The sequence below is a fragment of the Agrobacterium sp. K11 genome (assembly GCF_059429395.1).
Map to the genome: position 1 here is coordinate 609,067 of NZ_JCAHRB010000004.1, position 21,962 is coordinate 631,028.

19 protein-coding genes and 1 pseudogene are annotated in these 21,962 nt (G+C 59.9%); 5 read left to right on the forward strand and 15 right to left on the reverse strand.

What is annotated here, in order from left to right; genetic code table 11:
- Positions 1–19: 19 nt before the first annotated feature.
- The 7 genes from AC5SEO_RS12615 to graD all read right to left on the reverse strand — a co-directional run bounded on the left by AC5SEO_RS12615 (position 20) and on the right by graD (position 6,684).
- Positions 20–1,306: an MFS transporter gene (locus AC5SEO_RS12615; RefSeq protein WP_013636793.1), complete on the reverse strand. Its 1,287-nt coding sequence runs from the start codon at positions 1,304–1,306 to the stop codon at positions 20–22.
- 220 nt (positions 1,307–1,526) lie between these two features.
- The gene (locus tag AC5SEO_RS12620; RefSeq protein WP_111790577.1) at positions 1,527–1,865 is read right to left on the reverse strand and encodes a YciI family protein; all 339 of its coding nucleotides are present in this window, start codon (positions 1,863–1,865) and stop codon (positions 1,527–1,529) included.
- A complete protein-coding gene (gene graB, locus AC5SEO_RS12625; protein ID WP_174068610.1) occupies positions 1,862–2,749 on the reverse strand; it encodes a hydroxyquinol 1,2-dioxygenase in 888 nt (295 codons plus the stop codon). Before graB ends, AC5SEO_RS12620 begins: the two co-directional genes overlap by 4 nt.
- 40 nt (positions 2,750–2,789) lie before the next feature.
- The gene (gene graC / locus AC5SEO_RS12630; protein ID WP_112675643.1) at positions 2,790–3,845 is read right to left on the reverse strand and encodes a maleylacetate reductase; all 1,056 of its coding nucleotides are present in this window, start codon (positions 3,843–3,845) and stop codon (positions 2,790–2,792) included.
- A gap of 3 nt (positions 3,846–3,848) precedes the next feature.
- Positions 3,849–4,832: a gamma-resorcylate decarboxylase gene (gene tsdA / locus AC5SEO_RS12635; RefSeq protein ID WP_003514143.1), complete on the reverse strand. Its 984-nt coding sequence runs from the start codon at positions 4,830–4,832 to the stop codon at positions 3,849–3,851.
- Between the two features lie 46 nt (positions 4,833–4,878).
- A complete protein-coding gene (gene graA, locus AC5SEO_RS12640) occupies positions 4,879–6,108 on the reverse strand; it encodes an FADH(2)-dependent resorcinol hydroxylase oxygenase component (RefSeq protein WP_003514145.1) in 1,230 nt (409 codons plus the stop codon).
- A 36-nt stretch (positions 6,109–6,144) separates the two neighbouring features.
- Positions 6,145–6,684 carry an FADH(2)-dependent resorcinol hydroxylase reductase component gene (graD, locus tag AC5SEO_RS12645; RefSeq protein WP_003514147.1) on the reverse strand — a complete coding sequence of 180 codons (540 nt, stop codon included), beginning with the start codon at positions 6,682–6,684 and terminating at the stop codon, positions 6,145–6,147.
- A 206-nt stretch (positions 6,685–6,890) separates the two neighbouring features.
- Here graD and AC5SEO_RS12650 point away from each other — a divergent pair, with 206 nt between their 5' ends.
- Together AC5SEO_RS12650 and AC5SEO_RS12655 are read left to right on the forward strand one after the other, a co-directional pair.
- On the forward strand, positions 6,891–7,322 hold the full coding sequence (locus AC5SEO_RS12650; protein WP_025594436.1) for a MarR family winged helix-turn-helix transcriptional regulator: 432 nt from the start codon (positions 6,891–6,893) through the stop codon (positions 7,320–7,322).
- Positions 7,323–7,426: 104 nt separating this feature from the next.
- Positions 7,427–7,813, forward strand: coding sequence for a hypothetical protein (locus AC5SEO_RS12655; RefSeq protein ID WP_174068611.1), 387 nt, complete (start codon positions 7,427–7,429; stop codon positions 7,811–7,813).
- Between the two features lie 113 nt (positions 7,814–7,926).
- On the opposite strand, the pseudogene AC5SEO_RS12660 reads toward AC5SEO_RS12655, so the two are convergent.
- The 4 genes and pseudogenes from AC5SEO_RS12660 to AC5SEO_RS12675 all read right to left on the reverse strand — a co-directional run.
- Positions 7,927–8,149, reverse strand: a pseudogene (locus AC5SEO_RS12660) (outer membrane protein); the annotation flags it as partial.
- A 5-nt stretch (positions 8,150–8,154) separates the two neighbouring features.
- Positions 8,155–9,552 carry a sensor histidine kinase gene (locus AC5SEO_RS12665; RefSeq protein ID WP_236771237.1) on the reverse strand — a complete coding sequence of 466 codons (1,398 nt, stop codon included), beginning with the start codon at positions 9,550–9,552 and terminating at the stop codon, positions 8,155–8,157.
- Positions 9,553–9,587: 35 nt separating this feature from the next.
- Entirely contained in the window at positions 9,588–10,262 is a 675-nt protein-coding gene (locus AC5SEO_RS12670) for a response regulator transcription factor (RefSeq protein ID WP_111783450.1), read from the reverse strand.
- Positions 10,263–10,401: 139 nt separating this feature from the next.
- The gene (locus AC5SEO_RS12675; RefSeq protein WP_013636802.1) at positions 10,402–11,031 is read right to left on the reverse strand and encodes a TetR/AcrR family transcriptional regulator; all 630 of its coding nucleotides are present in this window, start codon (positions 11,029–11,031) and stop codon (positions 10,402–10,404) included.
- A gap of 145 nt (positions 11,032–11,176) precedes the next feature.
- Between AC5SEO_RS12675 and AC5SEO_RS12680 the strand changes: the two genes are divergently transcribed.
- The gene (locus AC5SEO_RS12680) at positions 11,177–13,213 is read left to right on the forward strand and encodes an NADH:flavin oxidoreductase (protein ID WP_013636803.1); all 2,037 of its coding nucleotides are present in this window, start codon (positions 11,177–11,179) and stop codon (positions 13,211–13,213) included.
- A gap of 27 nt (positions 13,214–13,240) precedes the next feature.
- On the opposite strand, the gene AC5SEO_RS12685 is transcribed toward AC5SEO_RS12680, so the two are convergent.
- The 4 genes from AC5SEO_RS12685 to AC5SEO_RS12700 form a co-directional block, all read right to left on the reverse strand.
- The gene (locus AC5SEO_RS12685) at positions 13,241–14,302 is read right to left on the reverse strand and encodes an ABC transporter ATP-binding protein (RefSeq protein ID WP_003514159.1); all 1,062 of its coding nucleotides are present in this window, start codon (positions 14,300–14,302) and stop codon (positions 13,241–13,243) included.
- Positions 14,299–16,530 (reverse strand): ABC transporter permease, encoded by a 2,232-nt coding sequence (locus AC5SEO_RS12690; RefSeq protein WP_174068613.1) that lies wholly within the window; start codon positions 16,528–16,530, stop codon positions 14,299–14,301. Before AC5SEO_RS12690 ends, AC5SEO_RS12685 begins: the two co-directional genes overlap by 4 nt.
- A gap of 86 nt (positions 16,531–16,616) precedes the next feature.
- Entirely contained in the window at positions 16,617–17,642 is a 1,026-nt protein-coding gene (locus AC5SEO_RS12695; protein WP_003514162.1) for an ABC transporter substrate-binding protein, read from the reverse strand.
- Positions 17,643–17,758: 116 nt separating this feature from the next.
- Positions 17,759–18,781: an ABC transporter substrate-binding protein gene (locus tag AC5SEO_RS12700; RefSeq protein ID WP_495363884.1), complete on the reverse strand. Its 1,023-nt coding sequence runs from the start codon at positions 18,779–18,781 to the stop codon at positions 17,759–17,761.
- A gap of 199 nt (positions 18,782–18,980) precedes the next feature.
- Between AC5SEO_RS12700 and AC5SEO_RS12705 the strand changes: the two genes are divergently transcribed.
- Both AC5SEO_RS12705 and AC5SEO_RS12710 read left to right on the forward strand, forming a co-directional pair.
- Positions 18,981–19,721, forward strand: coding sequence for a response regulator transcription factor (locus AC5SEO_RS12705; RefSeq protein WP_003514167.1), 741 nt, complete (start codon positions 18,981–18,983; stop codon positions 19,719–19,721).
- A complete protein-coding gene (locus AC5SEO_RS12710) occupies positions 19,718–21,832 on the forward strand; it encodes an ATP-binding protein (protein WP_174068614.1) in 2,115 nt (704 codons plus the stop codon). The genes AC5SEO_RS12705 and AC5SEO_RS12710 overlap by 4 nt, the downstream gene beginning before the upstream one ends.
- Positions 21,833–21,962: the final 130 nt, after the last annotated feature.

Here is a 21,962-nt window from a genome sequence, read left to right on the forward strand (position 1 = left end):
GCGGCCAACATAATCTTAGTCAAACCCGCCCGTCGCCTGAAGTGCGGTAGAGCAGGGTCAGTACGGTCAAAGCCAGCCCGACCAGCGCGACCGAGCCGAAAATGTAGAAGTTCCACTCCGGAGCCAGGCCCCTTTGCAGCACGAGACCGCCGATCATCGGACCGGCGATGCCGCCCAGCCGCCCGACGGCCAGGGAAAAGCCAAGACCCGTACCGCGAATATGGACAGGATAAAGCCGCCCGACCAGAACGTTGGCAAGAATCTGGGTTCCAATCGTTCCCGCACCCGCAAGGGCAACGAAGAGATAGAGCAACGGCCCCTTGTTTACCGTCAAGGCCCAGATCGAGGCCGCGCCAATGGCAAAAAGGACGGCCACAACCACCTTGACGTTACCCTTGTCGGCGAAACGTCCGCCGATGAGAATGCCAATTGCGGCTCCGACATTGAGCATGATGGAAAAGCTGAGCGCCGAACTGATGTCGTAGCCCATCTTGTTCATGATGGTGGGCAGCCAGTTGACCATGCCGAAGGTCAGCAGAAGCGAGCAAAAGTGAATGCCCCAGGCATTCAGCGTCGAAAGCAGCCGGCCTTCCGAGAAGAGGGCGCCCACGCCGCCCTTTTGGATCTTGGCATGCGGCGTAATGCGTTGCAGGCCGTAAGTGTCGCAAATCCCGTCTGCCTCTGCCTGCCGGCCCTTGCTTGCCAGCCATTCCGGCGATTCCGGCAGGAACCGCATGAAGATCGGCAGAAGAATAAGCGGCAGGCCGCCGATCAGCATCAATGGCCGCCAGCCATAGCTCTCCAGAAGCAAAATACCCATGAGGCCGGAAATGATGCCGCCGATAAGATAACCGAGGAAGGAAAGGGAATTTGCCTGCGCCCTGCGCTTTGGCGGCGAGAACTCCAGCACCAGCGCCGTCACCGTCGGCAGGAGCGCGCCAAGGCCGAGACCGGCGAAGAAGCGCGTGATTTCGAAAGCAAGAAAGTTCGGCGTCATGGCCGAGGCGATCATCATCGCTGAAAATCCGGCAAGGCTGATGAGAACGACCTTCCGGCGGCCGATACGGTCCGCCATGGTGCCGGCAAACAGCGCGCCGAGCAGCATGCCCACCAGCGTCAAGGCGGCAGCCCGCCCGACCATGGCCGGATTGAGCGCCCATGCGCCTTCTTTCAGCAACGCCGGTGCAACCGCGCCGTAAACGACAAGATCGTAACCGTCGAACATGATCATCAGGCCGCATGTCGCGATGACGCCAGCCGGGTTCTTCGTCCGCACCGAGGCGGCGCTCATATAGTTCGTGGACATATTCCTCCCTTTCACGCATGAACGCGCCACCCGGAATGGATCGACGTCTTCCCGTTCCTGCGATTGCTCCCTGGGTGCCCGGCTTGCTCCACCCTGATGTGCGTCTCGCTCCTGTCAAGACACATATCGCCGGCATCACCCGCCTTCGATTAAATGTTGCGTTTGCAAAAATTGCAATTGAAATATTAACAATCGTCAACAGCCATTGCAGGCGTGGATTTCAGTCGCCTTCCAGCCCCGAAATCCTCGACAAAGTCGGCGTCCAGTTCAAAATACGAATGCGGTTATAGACGCCGTGAATGACAAAAGGGTCGGCGTCGCTAAAAGCCATGACGTCCTCGATACAGCGGGCTTCAGCAATGATGAGGGCCGCGGCAGACCCTCCGCTTTCCGCCTGCATCGGGCCGGATGCGAGAATTCTGAATCCTTCCGGAACGCCATCTTCGTTGCGCAAATGAGCCTTGTGGGCACTCATTTGCGCCAACCTTTGCTCAGCGGCAGCGGGATCACTTTCCGCAAAACGCACATAGAGCCGGGGACGATCGCTACCGCGGGTCATCGGGCGAGCACGAAATCGTGGTCCACCGACCAGAACCAGCCGTTGGCGAACCCAAGCTCCTGCGCCCTCTGCGCATCCTCCACGCGCTGAAAATCGGCCAGCAGGCTTTCCTTCACACCGAAAACTGCATCCGAACGAATGTAAGGATCATCAGGGTCGAAAATATGCGTGACGAGCTTGGTGAAGCCTTCTGCCGAAACGATGTAGTGCAGATGCGCTGGTCGGTAGGGATGACGCCCCATGGCCCGCAGAAGCTGCCCCACGGGGCCATCATCCGGTATCGGGTAATATTTCGGCTTCGCCGCCCGGAACCAGTAGCGTCCGTCCTCACCGGTGACGAATACGCCACGCAGGTTGAAATCGGGCTGAATGCCCTTCTGCTGCACGTCGTAGAAACCTTCGTCATTGGCCTGCCAGACGTCAATGCGGGCGCCTGCGACCGGCATTCCGTCGGTGTCGAGAATGCGGCCGGTTACCAGCATGTCCTCGCCCTTGCCGTCGAGGCAGATATTGGCGCCCATCGGCATCTCAGGCGCATCGGCCACATGAAAAGGCCCGAGAACGGTGGATTCCGACGCGCCGCTCGGCTTGCGGTGGTTGATCGCATCGACCAGCATGGAAACGCCGAGAATATCGGAAAAAAGGATCCACTCCTGCCGCCATTCATTGCAGATCTGGCCGACCTCGGTCAGAAAATGGATCGCCTTCATCCATTCCTCTTCAGTCGGCTCAATCTCTTTCACCGCCTCGTGAAGCTTGCGGGTGACGACCGCCATGATCTCCTTGAGACGCGGATCGTCACAATCGCGCATACGGGCAATCACGGTTTCGGCCGAACGTTCCTCGACGAAATAGCCGTCGTCACCGGTTGTTTTCATGTCCATAATGTCCTCCTCCCATCATTGCCGCTCCCTGCTTGCCGGATCACTCCGGCCTTGCGCCCTCGAAGGCGCGTTGCAACAGGGCGCGGATCGCGGTTTTTTCAACTGGCCGCGGGCACCAGTAAGGATTGGCGGTCGCAAGCTCGGCCATAGCGTCGAGATCTTCCTCGCCAACACCGAGTGCTGCAAGGCTTGCCGGCGCGCCGAGCCGGGCGGCAAAATCGTAAAGACCCGTCCCTGCCCTTCCACCGACAAGTGCGGCCAGCGGCGCAAGCTGATCCGGCACCGCCTGTTCCACATAAGCGATGGTATGCGGCAGAAGCACCGCATGGGTTTCCGCATGCGGCAGGTCCAGACTGCCGCCCAGCGTATGGCAAAGCTTGTGATGCAGCGACATGCCAACAGCGCCAAGCACCGTGCCACACAGCCACGCGCCGTAAAGTGCCGTTTCGCGCGCCTTGGTATCTTGCGGCTCCATCCTCACACCGGGAAGCGCCTCGATCATCGCCCGCAACCCTTCCACCGCCATCATACTGGCGATCGGATTGCGATCCCGAGCATAAAGCGCCTCTGCCGCGTGGGCCATGGCGTTTAGCCCGCTGGTCATGCTGATACCAACCGGTAATCCAAGTGTCAGCTCGGCGTCGTAAATCACCACTTCCGGCAGGATTTCCGGACCGCGCAGGGTGGTCTTCACTCCATTTTCCGTCTGGCCAAGAATGGGCGTCACCTCAGAGCCGGCATAGGTCGTTGGAATGACGATCTGGGGCGCATCGGTGCGCAAGGCAATGGCCTTTCCAAGACCGGTGGTAGAGCCGCCGCCGAGCGATACGACGCAATCGGCACCGGCAGCGCGATAGGCCTCGACCGCCCTTTTCGTCACCTCGACCGGCGTATGCATGGCCGCATCGGAAAAAACACCGGCAGCCAATGGGCCAAGCCGGGCGGCCAAAGCCTCCGCATCGCCCTTCTGGTGGGGTGTGGAAAGCACCAACGCCCGTGACAGCCCGAGGCGACGGATTTCCTCCGCCACCCCCACGGAGCTACCCGTGCCAAAGACGATGCGGGCCGGGGCCGTCGTATAGACGAACGGCTGCATGGCTCAGGCTCCGTCGAGCTTGAACAGGCGGCGCGCATTGGTGCGGCCGATCTTTACCCGGTCGGCCTCGGCAATGCTCGTCGCATTGAACCAGTCGGAGGCATGATCGATGTTCTCGAAGGGCCAGTCGGTGGAGAATAGGATGCGGTCGGCACCGATTTCCAGAATGGCATCGATCAGGGTCTGGGTGCGGAAATTGCCAGAGGTGGTGATGTGGAAATTCTCGTTGAAATAATCCATGAAACGGCGCTTGGCCGGATAGCGCGGCGGCAGCTTCACCCAGGCATTGCGGTGGTCGATGCGCCACATCATGTAGGGCAGGCCCTCGCCCATATGGCCAAGAATGATGTTGAGGCGCGGATGCTCGTCGAACAGGCCTGATGCCATGAGGCGCAGCGCGTGAACCGCCGTTTCCTGCGCAAACGCCCAAGTGGGGCCAAGCAGCCAGGGGTGGCCGTCATAGATGCGGGAATCCTGCGGTAGCGGATTGCGCGGATGCAGATAGAAAGGCACATCAAGCTTTTCCACCTCGCCCCAGAATGGACGATATTGCGGCAGGTCGTAATAAAGCGGTGTCTGGCCATCGCCCTCCTGGCTGAAGCCGTTGACGAGCGCGCCGACGAAACCGAGATCGTTGACGCAACGCTGAAGCTCCTCGGTCGCCGCATCCGGGTCCTGCAACGGCAGGGCTGCGAAGGCGAGGAAGCGGTCCGGCCGCTTGGCGCATTCTTCAGCCAGGACGTCATTGGCGCGGCGCGCAATCTCGATCGCCTTCTTCTTGTCGGGAATAGCCTGCACCGCCGGCGCATTCAACGACAGGATCATGGTTTCGATGCCATGCGCATCCATCAGCTTCAGGCGCGTATCCTGAATGTCGAGCAGGCGATGCTGCAGTTCCTTCCAGTAATCACCGGGCACGAACCCGGCCGAATCCTGAAGTGTTTCCGGGATTGCGAAATGCTCTTCGAGAGCGACCTTGCCTTGCATGTTATTTCCTCCGAAAATCGCTGTTCAGTTGCCGCCACGTGTGCGGTCAATATTGGCCCTTGGGTTCCAGGCCGAGCATGCTCTGGCCGATCATGGTGCCCACGGCATCCCAGTTCATGCTGATATGGCGGCCCACCGCATTCGCATCCCGCCAGGCCCGCTGGACCGGATTGGAAAGATCGAGCCCGACACCGCCGGTGGAATCGTTGAGTGCCTGCACGGCGCGCAGCGCCAGAGAGACCGAAAAGGACTGGCCGCGACGGCTCAATAGCCGGTCGTCCACCGAAAATTCCGCCCGCCCTTCAAGCCTTGCCTGTGAGAGTGCCTGAGCCCGCGCAACGTCGCGCAACAGGATTTCACAAGCGGCATCCACGCTCGCAGCGGCTTCCGCGACACGCAGCTGGATGGTTGGAAATTCCGCCATGCGGTTATTGCCGCCCGCCACCGCACCGCGGGTCACCCGGCCACCGACATGATCGACATAGGCTGCCAGGGCACCCTTGGCTGCGCCGACGCCAGTCGAGGCGAGACAGGAAGGAATGCCGGTAAGAAGCGGCATGTTGAAGAGACCTTCCTGCGCATAAAACCGCCCGCCCGGCGTGTGGCCGCTGGTCGCGTCCGGAAAGGTCAGAACCCGATGTTTGGGAACAAAGACATCATCGAGAACCAGCGTCTTGGAACCCGTGCCGGCCAGTCCGACCACATGCCACGTGTCTTCAATGGCATATTGGCTTGCAGGCACGAGAAGGAAGGCCGGAACCGGCCTGCCTTCGCCCTGCGGCGGCAGGATGGCGGCGCAGAGAGACCATTGGGCATTCTCGCAGCCCGAGGCAAAGGCCCATTTGCCGCTCAGGCGGTAACCGCCGTCAGCGGCCTCCGCCATCTTTACCGGCGCATAGGAACCACACAGAAGCGCGTCAGAGTTTTCGCGCCAGACATCCGCCTGCGCCTCCTCTGGAAACATCGCCAGCAGCCATTGATGGGCGGAAAGCAGGCCGGCAACCCAGCCTGTCGACGCGCAGGCCGCCGAAAGCTCGATATTGGCTTCGACAAGCTCGGCAAATTCACCGCCATGCCCGCCGAAGGCCCGCGGTTTGACGACATCGAAATAGCCGATGCCGCGCAGCGCCGCGATATGACTGGCGGGAACGCGGCGCGCCTCCTCTGTTTGTCGGGCGCTGGACCGGAAAAGATCCGCTACACCGGCAACGCGACCGACGAGGCGGACGTGCGGGTTCGTTTGCGCCGGCTGTGGCGCATGGCTCATATCGTTCATGATTGTCTCCTCCGAGAATAGTCTAGCCGGGAAATATCAGGCGGACAGGCCTGCCGGGCTTGCGGCGCAATATTGGGCATTTTCGTAAAGCAGCGGTCGTGTCGTCTCGCTTACATCGGCCGACACCACCTGTCCGATAAACACCGTATGCGTTCCATATGGCATTGCCGCGACACGGCGGCAGGCGATGGCGGCATGGGCCGTGGGCAGATAAAGAACACCGTTGTCATGACGCTGCCACTCGCCGTTGCGGAAACGCTCCTCCGGCGAAACCTTGCCGCTGAAAGCATCAGACAAGGCAATCTGGTCCTGCGTCAGCACATTCACGATGAAATCGGGCCGGCAGAGCAGCAATTCGTGCAGAAACGTGCGGTTGTTCAGGCAAACCAGAAGAGAGGGCGGCTCCATCGAAACCGAGGTGACGGCGGTAACCGTCATGCCGTGATCGCGCTGATCACCCGTGGCACAGGCAGTAATGACCGTCACGGTCGCCGGAAAACGGCGCATCGTCGTGCGGAAATTCTGGCCGACGCCTTCAGGCGCAAGATTGTTCAGGCCAAACAGTGCTGATGTCATAAGATCCTCCCAAATCCTGCATTCCTAAATATTTTCATTTGCAACATTTGTCAATGCAAATGTTTTATGGCGGGGGAAGCTGCGATATGGCCTCGCCGTCCCCGGTCTTCTGGAGCGAAACTATTGAAACTGATAGATTATGCCGGTACAGCCGATGGGTGCGCCACGTCACCCGCGCACGTGGTTCTCAAAACGGGGTTTTGCTTGTGTCTTATCAGTTCACTGACTCGGTACCCTACCTGCTCAACTGGGTAGGTGTTCGGCTTGGAGAGCGCTTCTCACTGAGGCTGGCATCCTATGACATCACCCTGCCGATGTATCGTGTGCTGGCAACGCTGAGACAACAGGAAAGCAAAACGCTGACCGAGCTTTCAGACCTCGTGTCGGTGGAGATTTCCACGCTCTCCCGGCTTGTTGGCTTGCTCGTCAGACGCAACCTCGTCAGCCGCGAGCGACCGGTCGACAATGCGCGGATCGTGCGCATCACGCTGACGCCAAAGGGTGAAGAACTTGCCGAGGAACTGATGCCGATCGCCGCCATGTTCGAAAAGACCGCGATCGAAGGCCTTGACCCGGCCGAAGTGAAACTTTTCAAAAGCATCCTGCGCCACATCGGCCGCAACATTGCCGGTCTCTGATCCCCCAAGGATCCGCTGACCCGTCACGACCTTCGCGTGCAATGTACTTGTAATGGCTGGTTCCTATCCCTGTGGCAACTCACCACAGCGGAGGAAAATTGCCCATGTCCGAGAGATTGTCACCCGCCTACCTGACAACGCTCGCCCTTGTCACAGCATCGATCCTGGTTTCGGCCTGCGCCTCGACAGTCATGAAAAGCTACATCGGCGCGCCCATCACCAGCGTGATGCTGGACTATGGGCCGCCGGACAATATCTATAGCCTTGACGGTGGACAGCAGGCCTACCAGTGGCGGAAGAACAAGACACAGGCTGTCGCCGGATCATCGAATGGCGAAGTGCGGACAACACGGCGCGGAGAGCGTTACGAAGTGTCCGAGACGCCGGGTTATGTAGAGCGCATAGACTGCTTCTACACTTTCTACACACGCAATTCCGGCGGCGAATGGTATGTCACGAGCTTCCGGCAACCGGCGCTCGAATGCGAGTGATCGTTTCCGGATTTCAAACTCCGCCCTCCCAGATTTTTGACCGCCGCTTTGATGCTCGAAGCGGCGGTTTTCGTTGGAACGTTCTCCCTGGGATTTCTCATCGGATGGGCCGGTCAGACGCGGTAGTTCAGGCCAGCCTTGATGACGTGATCATTTAGATCGGTCTTCGACCTGCCGCTCGCCAAACTTGGCCGACAGGCCGCCGCCGAAGCTCCGTTCGACGCCAGCGCCAACCCGATAGCCCTGTTTCCAGCCGTCGGGACCGGTGACGCCGTTTCCATCCTTGAACTTGGTGGTGGTAAGGCCGGGGAAACATGCCTGATCGCTTAAAATCCCGTCAGCTAGACAGTGTCAGCCGCAGCATCTTTCGAAGCCACCGAGCGAATTTCCAGCCGGACGCAAAAACCGGGATTGAGGTCGAGGAAGACAACGCGTCCGCAATGAATCTCTGCCGCCTTCTGGACTAGGTTCAACCCGAGGCCGGCCCCTGGCGAGTTCGTATTGACGCGGTGAAACGGCTCGAATACCTGCTCGCGCTCCGAGACGGGTATGCCCGGCCCTTCATCGCAAACGTCAATGAAGCCCGCAGCACCGACCCGGATCGTGATAGCACCCTTGCCGCCGCCATGATCGATTGCGTTGCGGACGAGATTGACGACCGCCATCTCGATGATCGAAGTCTGGACCGTGAATACGGACTCTCCTTCACTTGGCTCGAAATCGAACTCGTAACCGGCATCCATCGCAATCGGCGCAAGATCGGTCGCGATGCGCTCGACAAGGATGTTCAGGTCCTGCCGCTCGGCGGGTAATTCCACCACGCCGACCGCCTGCATCTCCAGCAACTGGTGCGCAACGCGTGTGAGGCGATCGATATCGGCCCGGAGTTGTCGGCTCAGCGCGTCATCGGGCAAAAGATCGGCCCTGATCCGCGCGATTGCAATCGGCGTTCTCAACTCATGCGCGGCATCGGCAAGGAAGCGGTTACGGCGATTATATCCCTCATCCAGCTTGGAAAGCGCGACGTTGAAGGCATTTACCAGGGGAATGATTTCGCTGGGCACCTTGAAACGATTGATACGGGCAGACCGGTTCTCGAAATTGATGGATTGCGCCTGGCTGACCGTTTCCATGAGGCCGCCAAGTGAACGGCCGACCGCCCTCGGGGTCACGATCAATGTCGCGATACCAGTCAGGATCAGCATGGGCACGACGGCGATAAAAATGACGAAGCCCACACCCGGCAAGACAGTAAGCCAGCGGATCTCGCCGTTGGCATCCTTTTCCAGATCTAACTGCATACTGATCCATAGGCTGAGGCCGTCATTCGGGATGCCTTTTTCCGTCCCGGCAATGAATTGCAGCCGCCCGGCAGGTGTATCGCGGTTTTCCATGGTGGCCCGGACTGTTTCCCCCGCTTCCAGACGCGCCCTTTCGATGCTTGACGGAAAAACTGCCGCCAAAGCCGGTACTGGGATTTCTCCATATCGCAGGACGATTTCATCGGCGTCCCGCACCAAGAACCAAAGATTCGGATAGCGCTGTTTCAGCTCGACCAATCCGGGCGTGGGCAAAACTTGCGCCCGGCCCCGCCCATCCTTTGTCACGCTTTCCGCAACGATGCGGACAGCCTCTTCATTGGCGCCCTCCAGCCGTGGATCAATGATCCAGATCCAGCCGGCGAGGAGGATGACAAACAGAACGAGCAAGAACGCCTGTAAGGCGAAAAGACGCTTCATCAGCGCCCACCGCAGGGATCGGTTGCGCTCCTGCTTCATGTATTCGCCCGGATGAGATAGCCGATGTTTCGCACGGCTCTTATCTCGACCGTGGCTTCGGCCTGCGCGAGCTTCTTCCTGATGCGGGAGATATGGGCGTCGAGAGCGTTGGATTCGATCTCATCATCCAGGTTGTAAACCGCTTCGACCAGATTGGAACGCGTCACGATGCGGTTCGGACGTCGCATCAGAGCCTCGAGCGCCAGATATTCTCGCCGCCGAAACTCGATGATGGCACCGGCAACCGTGACTTCATTGCTCTTCGGATCAATGCTCAGATTTCCGAAGCTCACATATTGGCTGGAAAGCGAAGGGCCGCGCCTGTGCAGCGCCCGAAGGCGGGCAAGCAATTCCTCGATCGCAAAGGGCTTGGCGAGGTAATCATCCGCTCCGGCGTCAAGACCGTCAACGCGGTGATCGACACTTCCGAGCGCCGTCAGAACGAGGATCGGCACCGAATGCCTGGCTTTGCGAAGCGAAGACACAAGGTTCAACCCTTCACCATCCGGAAGACGGCGATCAAGAACCAGCACATCGTAAGAGCCGTCACGCGCCAGCGCGTCGGCATCGGCAATCGTCCTGACATGATCCGCAAGCACATCACACCGTCGCAGGGCTTCGAGCAGGGCCCGCGCCATTTCCGGTTCATCCTCGAGAAGCAGGATTCGCAATGACTTTTCCCCAAAGGTGAACTCTTGCCGTCCTCACCACTGGTCGGTGAATGTTACAGCTACATTGCAGGCAAGGAGCCGGACTATCCTTCTCTCACCGTCCTGCCAGACGCAAATCGACCGTCACACCTTGGATGCCTTATCCCGGCCTGTACCCATGTCTTGCATAAAACCGGTCAAGCTCGCGCTGCTGCGGCACCTCACCGGTGTAGATCGCAATATAGTCCGGGATCCTTTTCATGCGCACAGCCATATCTTCCTCCGACTGCATGGAGATATAGCCGATCTGCACGAGATAGGTGGTGCGGGCACGCACATCCGCCATATTTTCGGAATGGCCAAAACGCATGAACATGCGCGAAAGTGCATCCATTCTCGTCTGGTCGGCTTTACGCACCTCGGCAAGAATATCATCCGACTGAAGAGCCCAACTGCGAACCGCAAATTCGAACCTGTTGTCGAAGAGGCCAGCATCCAGCCAGCAATCGAAGACATTCAGCATCGCTTCGGCCAGGGTCTCCGCATAGGCCTCCGACTGCCTGACGATGCTGCCGGTATTCTTTTCGCGCCAGCGGGAGACGAGTGCGGCCAGCAACTCCTCCCGATCCCGGAAGAACCAGTAGAAACTCGTGCGCGACAGACCGAGTTTTTTCGCCAACGGCAGGATTTTCACGGAATCCACGCCGGATTCGAGAAGTGCCTGGTAGGCGGCCTCAAGCCAGCCCTCCTGCGATCCGCGCCAACCGGTCTCGTTCAATGTCGCTTCCATGATGATTTCCTAGCAAATCGGTCTGGTCGCGACAAGGCGAATGTCCACTCATGTCGAATGCATAAACACAAGTGTTTTATTAATTGACACCTATGTACATTCCCGCTTAGCCTTCTCCGATAAACGTTCTCGGAGCCCGGTCGCCATGTCGAATGACCCCCTTCTTCAGCCCTACCAGCTAAAGCATCTCACCCTGCGAAACCGCATCATCGTTACCTCGCATGAACCCGCCTATCCGGAGGACGGCATGCCGAAAGGGCGCTACCGCGCCTATACGCTCGAGCGGGCAAAGGGCGGCGTCGCCATGACAATGACGGCAGGCTCCGCAGCCGTCTCGAAAGACAGCCCGCCCGTCTTCAACAACCTCTTGGCCTACAAGGATGAAATCGTTCCGTGGATCAGGGAAATGACCGACGCCGTGCATGAAGAGGGTGCAGCGATCATGATCCAGCTGACGCATCTCGGCCGCCGCACGCGCTGGGACAAGGGCGACTGGCTGCCGGTGCTGGCACCATCCCACCAGCGGGAGGCCGCGCATCGCGCTTTCCCAAAGAAGATCGAGGATTGGGATATCGAGCGCATCATCAAGGACTTCGCCGACGCTGCGGAACGCATGAAGGCGGGCGGCATGGACGGGGTGGAGCTTGAAGCCTATGGCCATCTCATCGATCAGTTCGTCTCGCCGCTGACCAACGAGCTGGATGGCCCCTATGGCGGCTCGCTGGACAACCGCATGCGTTTCTGTTTCGACGTCTTCAGGGCGATGCGCGAGCGTGTCGGCGACGATTTCATCCTCGGGGTTCGCTATACCGCCGACGAATGTCTTGAAGGCGGCACCGGAAAGGCGGAAGGCCTCGAAATCTCGCGCCGGTTGCGGGATAGCGGCCTGATCGACTATCTCAACGTTATCAGGGGCCATATCGACACCGATCCCGGCCTGACCGACGTCATTCCCATTCAGGGCATGGCGAACGCGCCGCATCTGGACTTCGCGGGCGAAATCCGCGCGGCAACCAGTTTCCCCACCTTCCACGCCGCCAAGATCCAGGATGTCGCCACCGCCAGATACGCCATCGCTTCCGGCAAGGTCGATATGGTCGGCATGACCCGCGCCCACATGACGGACCCGCATATCGTGCGCAAGATCATGGAAAAGCGGGAGGACGATATCAGGCCTTGCGTTGGCGCCAACTACTGTCTCGACCGCATCTATCAGGGCGGCCTCGCATTCTGTATTCACAATCCGGCGACAGGCCGCGAAGAAACGATGCCGCACGAAATTACCAAGGCGACGGAAAGCCTGAAGGTCGTGATCGTCGGCGCCGGTCCGGCCGGGCTGGAGGCCGCGCGTGTCTGTGCCGAACGCGGCCATGAGGTCGTCGTCTTCGAGGCCGCAAACGATCCGGGCGGCCAGATCCGCCTGACCGCGCAAAGCGAACGCCGCCGCGAAATGATCAGCATTATCGACTGGCGCATGAGCCAGTGCGAAAGGCTCGGCGTTACCTTTCACTTCAACAGCTGGGCGGAAGCGGACACGGTTCTCTCGGAAAGCCCAGATGTCGTCATCATCGCCACCGGCGGATTGCCGCATACCGATGTGCTTTCAAACGGCAATGATCTGGTCGTTTCCTCGTGGGATATCATTTCCGGCGACGTCAAGCCGGGAACGAATGTGCTGGTTTTCGACGATGCCGGCGACCATGCGGGCTTGCAGGCAGCAGAATTTCTCGCAAAGGCGGGCGCAAAAGTGGAGATCATGACCCCGGATCGCGCCTTCGCGCCCGAAGTCATGGCGATGAACCTGGTTCCTTACATGCGCTCACTGCAAAAACTCGACGTCACCTTCACCGTCACCTATCGGCTGGAAGCGGCGGAAAGAAACGGCAACCAGCTCGTCGCCCACGTCGGCAGCGATTATGGCGGCGTGACGAAATCAAGGACCGTGGACCAGATCGTCGTCAATCACGGCACGGTGCCGCTGGACGATCTCTATTTCGACCTCAAGCCCGGCTCCAGGAACCTCGGCGAAATATCCTACGACGCCTTGCTGGAGGGCTCCGCCCAAACCGTCGAGCGCAACCCTGGCGGTGCCTACCGGCTGTTCCGCATCGGCGACGCGGTCGCCGCACGCAATACACATGCGGCGATCTACGATGCGCTGCGTCTCGCAAAGGATATTTGAGAGGGCCGCCGCGATACGCTTTGAAACTCAGGCCTGGATCAAGGCAATGCCACGGTTCTTGAACCCGAGTGTGACATCGCTTTCGGGCGGCAGACTGGTCTCGACCGCATGGTCGATGATGAAGAGCGTGCCGATATCGGTCTCGACTTCATATTCGACGTGACCGCCGAGATAGGCACTGTGCAGCACCCGCCCGGCAAGTCCCTGCCCGCCCGATTGGGCGATGGAAATCGAACCCGGACGAACCGCAAGCTTTGCCGGGCCAGGTTTGGCGTTGCGTGCCGCAACACGGTGATCGATCCCCCCAACGCGGATCAACGCATCGGCGCCCTCAAGGCTGACCACCTCGCAGCCGACGACATTCGCCTCGCCCATGAAGTCGGCTATGAAGGAAGAAGCCGGCGCCTCGTAGAGTTCCCGCGGCGCGCCTGACTGGGCGATCTCGCCTTCCTTCATCACGATGATCCGGTCGGAAACGGCCAGCGCCTCGTCCTGATCATGCGTCACATAAACGGCGGTAAAACCAAGCCGCTGCTGCAATTCCCGGATTTCGGTACGAACCCGGCGGCGAAGACGCGCATCGAGGTTGGAAAGGGGTTCATCGAGCAGCAGCACCTGCGGCTCCAGCACCAGAGCGCGGGCAACCGCCACGCGCTGCTGCTGACCACCGGAAAGCTCGGCAGGCAGACGATGTCCCATGCCGGCCAGCCCCACGAGCTTCAGACCTTCCTCGGCCTTCTCCCGTGCTTCCGCCTTGCGCAGTCCGGAGGATTGCAGGCCATAAGCGACATTGTCGAGCGCCGTCATATGCGGGAAAAGCGCGTAGGACTGGAAAACCATCGAGACATCGCGCTCATTGGCCGGCAGCATGGTCACATCCTTGTCGCCGATCAGAATGCGACCGGCCGTCGGATGTTCGAGCCCCGCCAGCATGCGCAGCGTCGTCGTTTTGCCGCAACCGGAGGGACCGAGAAGTGTCACCAGCGTGCCGGGTTCGATGGTGAGCGAAAGGTCGGGGATGGCGGTGAAGGCGCCGAATGTCTTGCGGACATTCTGAAAGGTGACGGAGCCGGGCTTTACGGAAATCATGCGGTTTTCTCCTGAGCGAGAGGAACGGAGGACGCGGACGGCAGTCCCGCGACGCGGTTTTCGCGGCGCAGGCGACGCTCGCCTACAATGAGCTGGAAGCCGGTGATAACAGTGATCATCACCACGATCAGCATGGAGGAATAGGCAATGGCGACACCGTATTCACCGTTTTCGACGAGACCGACGATGTAGGAGGTCGCCATATTGTACTGGGCGCTGACGAGGAAGATGACGGCGCTGATCGAGGTAATCGCTCGGACGAAGGAGTAGACCAGAGCCGCCGTGATCGCCGGGCGCAGCAGCGGCAGGATCACTTTCCTAATCGTGCGGAAACTGTCGGCGCGCAGCGTCAGCGAGGCCTCATCGAGGCTTTTGTCGAGTTGGCTCATTGCCGCAATGCCGCCGCGCACGCCGACCGGCATGTTGCGGAAGACGAAGCAGGCGATCAGGATCAGCGCCGATCCCGTCATTTCCACCGGCGGCAGGTTGAAGGCCATGATGTAGCTGACGCCGATGACCGTTCCGGGAATGGCAAAGCTCATCATCAGGGCAAATTCGAAGATGTTCCGACCGGCAAACTTCTGCCGCACGATGATATAGGCCGTCAGTAGACCGACGGCAGCGGTCAGCGGCGCCGACACCAGCGCGATCTCCATGGTCGTCCAGAACGAGTTCCAGGCAACACCGGTCCAGGCGATCGAGCCGTTGGAGAAGCTGACGGAGAACGCGCGGATGTAGTGGTCAAGCGTCAGCGAATTGTCCAGACCCCAGGTCTTCACGAAACCGCCGACGAGGATCATGCCGTACACGACGATGGTGAAGACCATCCACGGCACGACGACGGCATGGACACCAATGGACAGGCCGCGTGGCAGCGCGATATGCGCGCCGCTGTCGCCCTTGCCGGTAACCGTGGCGAAGTTCTTACCGGCCAGCCAGAAACGCTGGGCGAGGAAGGCCGAAAGCGTGAAGCACAGGAGGATAATGGCGAGAACAGCGGCGCGTGAAGGGTCGTTCTGCGAACCGACGACGGCAAAGAAGATTTCCGTCGACAGCACCCCATGCGTGCCACCAAGCACCAGCGGATTGCCGAAATCCGCCATGCTTTCGATGAAGCCGATGAGAAAAGCATTGGCGAGACCCGGCTTCATCAGCGGCAGCGACACCCGCCAGAAGGTGCGCCAGCGGTCGGCGCGAAGCGTTTGCGACGCCTCCTCCATCGACGGGCTGACACCTTCGACGACACCGATCAGCACCAGGAAGGATATCGGCGTGAAGGAGAGCACCTGCGCGATCCATATGCCGGTCATGCCGTAGAGCCAGCGGCCGGGTTCGATGCCGAAGAGATAGGAAAGCCATTCAGTGACGACACCGGCGCGGCCGAAGAGCAGCGTCAGGGCAAGACCGATGACGAAAGGCGGAGTTATGATCGGTAGAACCGTCAGAAGGCGCAGGCCCTTCTTGAACGGAAAACGGGTGCGGGTGGCGACCAGCGCGAAACCCAACCCAAGGACTGTGGAGCCGAAGGCGGTCATCAAGGCGAGGAAGAGCGTTCGCCAGGCAACGCCGCAGCGCTCTTCACCCGTGACGCAGCCAAGGCTCCAGATGCCGGGATCCTGAATATTGCGGATGAAGCCATCGGCATTAAAGGAGCCATCGAAATCCTGAACGGATGCGATCAGCATGCTGCCGATCGGATAGAACACGAAAACGGTAACGAGGAAGGCCAGAATGGAAATCGAGCCGACGACAAAGGCATCGCCCTTCATCACGCCGCGTTCGGCAAGCCCGAAGGCAAAGAAAAGCACAAAGACCAGCGACATGACGACGGCACCGGCGCCCATGGCGGGCTGGCCATCGGAAAGCACGCCGAACAGGTTTTCACTGAGGCTCCATGTCCAGCCGGTAAAGCCGATCGCCAATCCCTGCAAAATCAGAACCACGAGACCGGCAGCACCAATCCACGCAAGCAGCTTGCCCCGCAGCATCGGATCGCCAATCGGGCGGACAAGGCATCCGGCAAGAAAAAACAGGCCGGCACCGGCAAGCCAGGGTTTTCCGTAAACCAATATTTGCAGCACACCGGGCGCATTGCTGGGGGAAGAGAGAAACTCAGACAGCCAGCGGAAGCTGAAGAAGCCGCCTTCAATGCGATACCAGGGAAGAAAAACCAGGGCAAAAGCCCCGAGCGCCAGGACAATGTTCAGCCTGCGATTGCCACGTGTCATGGCCGACCTCGCTTATTTCATGCCGATGAAAGAACGGCGGACATCCCGGCTTTCAAAAGCCGGGATGCCGATCGCCGGAGTTCAGATCAGTTTGCGACTGCACCGACCTCGCGGTCCCAGCGTTCCAGCAGCGCCTTGCGCTTGGCCGGGTCGCCATAGGTCTTGAAGTCGTAGTCGATGAGCTTGATGTCCTCGAACTTCGGCGCTTCCTTCGGCACTTCCGCGGTCTTGTTGGATGGAAGCTGGAAGGACTTGGCGTCCTTCATGCGTGACTGGACCTCTGGCTTTAGCGCCCAGTCGTACCAGGTCTTGGCATTTTCGAGGTTGCGGGCACCCTTGATGATCGACATGGAGCCAATTTCGTAGCCGGTACCTTCGCAGGGCGCGATGGACTTGACGGGGAAACCTTCCGCTGTCTGCGCCACGGCATCATGCATGAAGACGATGCCGAGTGCCGTCTCGCCACGCGCTGCCGCCTTCACCGGCGCGGAGCCGGACTTGGTATATTGCGAGATGTTGGCGTTGAGCTTCTTCAGATAATCGATCGCCTGGTCTTCGCCCATGATCTGCACGAGCGAGGCAAGCGCCGTATAGGCTGTGCCAGAGGAGTTGGGATTGGCGATCTGGATTTCGCCCTTCAGTTCCGGTGCCAGCAGATCGGCCCAGCACTTCGGCTCCTTGTAACCCTTGGATTTGAAGATTTCGGTGTTGTAACCCCAGCCCAGCGCGCCGGCATAAACGCCGACGGTTCTGTAACCGGTGCTTTCCGCCTGTTTGACGGCCCAGTCCTGCAGCTGATCCAGCATCGGCGACTTGTATTCAAGCGTCAGGTTTTCGGAGGCCGCCTGCATGTGCGGATCGCCGGTGCCGGCCCACCAGATATCGGTCTTCGGGTTGCGGGCTTCCGCACGCACCTTGGCATAAGTTTCGCCGGAAGACAGGCGAACCATATTGACCTTGATGTCATGCGACTTTTCGAAATCGCCCTTCATCTGTTCGCAGATGACGACATCGGCAGAGCATATCAGGTTAAGCTCGCCTGCCGCCTGCACCGATGTGGTGCCGAGTGCCGTACCGGCAAAAAGCAATGTGGAAAGTATCGTCAGTCGCATGGTTATCCTCCTGTAGCTTGCGTCTGAATGGTTCGGCAGTCCACAAACATGGCGCTGCCGGTCGCGGCATCTTGTGCTGCCACGCTGTCTGTCTTTTCGGTCTTGGATTGCTGACCCTACTGGGTCGGGTGAATTTCGTTGTCGAAGCGGCTTAACAATCGACTTCGCTCTTCGGGTTGGCCAAAGGTGGCGAAGTCGTAATCCACCATCTTGATCATCGATATATCGGGCGCCGTCAGCGGCAATGTCGCTCGGGCGTTGGATGGCACCTGGTTCTGCCCCGCCTTTGCCCCGGTCGCCTGTCCTTCCGGGGTCAGCGCGAATTCAACGAAGGCCTGCGCCAGCGCATCGTTGTGGTTGCCCTTGACGATGCTGACCGCCCCGATCTCGTAACCGGTTCCCTCGCAAGGGGCGACGATCACCAGCGGAAAGCCTTCGATCTTCTGTGTCACGGCGTCATGCATGAAGGAAATCCCGATCAGAACCTCCCCCCGCGCCGCCGCCTTTACGGGCGCCGAGCCGACCTTGGTGTAACTCACCACATTCTGGTTAAGCTTGCCCATGAAACTGAAAGCCTCCTCCTCGCCAAAGAGCTGGACAAGCGTAGCAAGCATGGTGAAGGCCGTGCCCGAATAGTTCGGGTTGCCGGTCTGGATATGGCCGCGATAAATCTCCTTCGCCAGATCCTTCCAGCATGTCGGGGCCGGCAGATTGTTCTTGGCAAGCAGTTCCGAATTATAGGCAAAACCGAGCGCACCGGCATAGATTCCGGCCGATTTCGATCCCGACATCGCATTGAAATTCTGCGCCCATGGCAGCAGATCCTGCTGATGCGCGGGCTGATACTCTTCCAGAAGGCCTTCCGAACCCGCCTGCAAATGAGTGTCGCCTGTACCGCCCCACCAGACGTCGACTGTCGGATGGGCGCGTTCGGCACGAATCTGATCGAGGATTTCGCCAGTGCTCTTGCGAACCATCGAAATCTCGACCCCCATCCGCGCTTCGAAAGCCCGCTGCATGGTCACGCACCAAGCCTCGTCGACGCCGCACAGGACGTTCAACTTCGTCGCGGCCATGCCATGCCCTGCGCCGCACAGCCATAAGGCCATGCTCGCCGCAAGTGCGGTCAATGCTCTCAACTGAGCCTCCCTGCTCGGAACCTCCCCGTTCCAATCTCCGCCATTAGCATGTCACATCCTGACCGCACCGCAATCGAAGAATGGTTACCAATCTTTCCGAACAAGATTACAGATATTACAAATATGACAGGGCGGATAACCAGCTAGGCTTTGAAGATCGCGTCTGCCGCGCCTATGATGATGGCGGGAGGAATACGCAGTGCTTAATCAGAAGGTTCGCATTCTGATCGTCGAGGACGATCCGGATATGGCAGAGCTTATCTCGGACCTCGTCGAGGCCGAGGGCTGGCTGCCCACCTGCGCGCGCTCCGCCGAGGAAGCGGACGAGATATTGGCGAAGGACGTGATGCAGCTGGTGCTCGTGGACCACAACTTGCCCGGCACCTCCGGCCGCACCTTTGCCCAGAGACTACGCAGCAAGGTCGATATCGGCATCGTCATGGTAACGGCTGCCGGCAGCGCCGCCGACCGGGTTCTCGGCCTGGAAACAGCGGCCGACGATTATGTCGTCAAACCCTTCGAACCGATCGAACTCACGGCACGGATCAAGGCCGTTCTGCGTCGGACAATCCCCTCCTTAAAGCAGGAAAAGGACAGTGAGCGCGACCACGGCCGGGCGGCATTGCTCCTCAGCGACTGGGCGATTGATCTCAATGCCCGACAGGCGGTCTGCCTGACCGATCGCAGCAGAACGCTGACAAGTGCCGAATTCGCACTTCTGGAAATTCTGGCCGAAACGCCAAACCAGCCCGTCAGTCGCTCCCAGATCCTCGACAGGCTGGGCTCGGAAAGCGACCGCTATATTGATAGAAACGTCGATGTGCTGGTGCTGCGGCTGAGGCGCAAGATCGAGCGAAACCCCGATCTGCCGCGTCACATCAAGACGCGGCGCGGCAGGGGTTATGTGCTCCACACCGACGAGGGCGAGCTTTCTCCGTGATCAGCCGTTCCTTCCTTTCCTCGATCGCCTTTCGCCTGCCCTTTGCGATCGTCTTCATCTGCATCCTCGTCTTCAGCCTATCCGCCATCGCCATCTACGGCCTGCAACGCGCTCGCGATGAAATGGCCGCCTACGGCCTGCAGGCCTTTTCCAGCCTTGCCAAGGCATCGCTGGTTTCGCGGCAGGTCTCCGACCTCGTCTCGAGTGCACCTTTCCTGATGAATGCCGCCTCGCCCTATCGCGTCTCCAGCGAAAGCCGGTCCGTGGTCCAGCAGGTCGATATCCTGCTAGAGATGACAGGGCCAGGCAACGGTGATCGGGTCGCCCGCGGCTTTGCCAACGAGCGCATCGTCGAACTCCTTGAATTGATCAGAACACAGACGCTGGATCTGGCAAAGGATGCCGATGCGGCGCAGGGCCACAAGGCGGAAGCGGCAGCCGCGCTTGGCGAAATTGCCACGGGTCGCGGCATCACCGATCCCGAACTGCGCCGGCGGATGAACGGCATCGTGCAGGCCGCATCCGCATCCGACAGCCTCTTCCAGCTTGGTGAACTGCGCCGCCGCTATGTTGCCGAAACCACCGCGCGCCAGGAAGGTTATCCCGGAGAGCGGCTCCCCGTGGCCGAGCTGAAACCCTATGAGCGGGTCTTTGAAGCGCAGAGCCGTTACCTCTTGGAAATGTTTGCGATCCGCGCCTCGGTGTCGCGGCTTCACATTGTGTCGCGCGATCTGTCCCATGTCACCGAAACCCAGAGCGATGCGGTTGCCCGCAGCCTCAACGAGGACCTGATCTCGACCTCGGACGCTCTGAGCCGGCTATTGGTCATCGTCGCAGTCGCTTCGCTTCTGGTTCTGGTCATGGCAACATTCTCGATTCGATCGGTGATGCGTGTCTCACGCGGGATCGCGACGCTTTCCAACGGCATGAACGCGCTCGCCAAGGGTGAAAAGGATGTCGGCCCGCCATCCTACACCGGATCGGAGACGGAACTGATCCGCCTGCTCGATGCTTTCCGGGCTTTCCATGACAGCGTCGATCGTGTCTCCCGCCTGCGGCGCACGGCGGAAGCGGCGGCCCGAACCATCCGCTCGACCTTCCGCAACATGAATGAGGGAATAGCGCTGTTCGATCCGACCGGTCGGCCGATCACCATGAACCGCCGGATCATAGAACTTGTCGGTCGTTCCGGCTCGTCGCGTAAGCTGCCGCTTCGCCGTTTTGTCGAACCGATACCGGAGATCGATCCCGCACTGTTCCCTTTCGAGAGCGGCCGAGGCGAGTTGATGGACCGGGCAGTGGTGCGCCATCGCACTGGAGATCAACGAGTGATCGAAATATCGATGTCACGCCAGCCGGATGGCGGTATCGTGCTGCTGGCGCGGGATGTAACTTCTCTAGATCGTCAGGAGGCGGAGGCCGCAAAAGCCCAGAGGCTTGATGGCATCATGCGCATGACCCATCAGGTCAGTCATGAAGTGGGCAACATGATCGGCATCATCACCGGCAGCCTCGGCCTGCTGGAGCGCGAAACTGGTTTCAACGATCGCCAGAAACGCCACATCGCCCGTATCCGCAAGGCGGCGGATCGCGGCCGTTCTCTGGCCAGCAGCATGCTGACCATCGGCAGCCAGCAGCCCATTCATCCGAGCTGCATCAACGTCGCAAACCTGCTGCGCGGCATGGCCGATATCCTTGAGATTGCAGTCGGCCCGAAATGCCGGATTGCGCTGGAGATTGACGAGGATCTTCCCTCGATTGCGCTAGACCCTGCCCTCCTCGAGCAGTCCATCCTCAACCTTTGCCTGAATGCTGCAGCGGCCATGCCCGATGGTGGCCTGATCTCGATCAGCGCCGCTTCCGAGAAGGATGCACTTGTGATCGCGGTCACCGACGAGGGGGTGGGCATGACGCCCGAGGCGGTGGACAAGGCCTTCGAGCCCTATTTCACCACCCGGCAGGAACACGGCGGGGCAGGCCTCGGCCTTGCAATGGTCTACGGCTTCGTCCGGCAGAGCGGCGGCGAGGCGCATATCAGCTCGATCCCGGGCGATGGCGCAAGGGTACAACTGATTTTTCCGGTAGGCACCGACCACGTCCAGATTCGATAAGCCCCGAGAAGGCCTTCCAGGGGGAGAGGAATTCGTCAACCAATTGAGTTGTTAACTCCCGATCAACTCAGAATATTCACTGTCCGTTTCTTCCTGCTCTCTAGGATCACGCCATCCGAGTATGGGAAAC

Bases quoted from the DNA above. Each gene is read 5' to 3' on its own strand.
- AC5SEO_RS12615 (WP_013636793.1), bottom strand. From the start codon at position 1,306: ATGTCCACGAACTATATGAGCGCCGCCTCGGTGCGGACGAAGAACCCG.
- AC5SEO_RS12620 (WP_111790577.1), bottom strand. From the start codon at position 1,865: ATGACCCGCGGTAGCGATCGTCCCCGGCTCTATGTGCGTTTTGCGGAA.
- graB (WP_174068610.1), bottom strand. From the start codon at position 2,749: ATGGACATGAAAACAACCGGTGACGACGGCTATTTCGTCGAGGAACGT.
- graC (WP_112675643.1), bottom strand. From the start codon at position 3,845: ATGCAGCCGTTCGTCTATACGACGGCCCCGGCCCGCATCGTCTTTGGC.
- tsdA (WP_003514143.1), bottom strand. From the start codon at position 4,832: ATGCAAGGCAAGGTCGCTCTCGAAGAGCATTTCGCAATCCCGGAAACA.
- graA (WP_003514145.1), bottom strand. From the start codon at position 6,108: ATGAACGATATGAGCCATGCGCCACAGCCGGCGCAAACGAACCCGCAC.
- graD (WP_003514147.1), bottom strand. From the start codon at position 6,684: ATGACATCAGCACTGTTTGGCCTGAACAATCTTGCGCCTGAAGGCGTC.
- AC5SEO_RS12655 (WP_174068611.1), top strand. From the start codon at position 7,427: ATGTCCGAGAGATTGTCACCCGCCTACCTGACAACGCTCGCCCTTGTC.
- AC5SEO_RS12665 (WP_236771237.1), bottom strand. From the start codon at position 9,552: ATGAAGCGTCTTTTCGCCTTACAGGCGTTCTTGCTCGTTCTGTTTGTC.
- AC5SEO_RS12675 (WP_013636802.1), bottom strand. From the start codon at position 11,031: ATGGAAGCGACATTGAACGAGACCGGTTGGCGCGGATCGCAGGAGGGC.
- AC5SEO_RS12680 (WP_013636803.1), top strand. From the start codon at position 11,177: ATGTCGAATGACCCCCTTCTTCAGCCCTACCAGCTAAAGCATCTCACC.
- AC5SEO_RS12685 (WP_003514159.1), bottom strand. From the start codon at position 14,302: ATGATTTCCGTAAAGCCCGGCTCCGTCACCTTTCAGAATGTCCGCAAG.
- AC5SEO_RS12690 (WP_174068613.1), bottom strand. From the start codon at position 16,530: ATGACACGTGGCAATCGCAGGCTGAACATTGTCCTGGCGCTCGGGGCT.
- AC5SEO_RS12695 (WP_003514162.1), bottom strand. From the start codon at position 17,642: ATGCGACTGACGATACTTTCCACATTGCTTTTTGCCGGTACGGCACTC.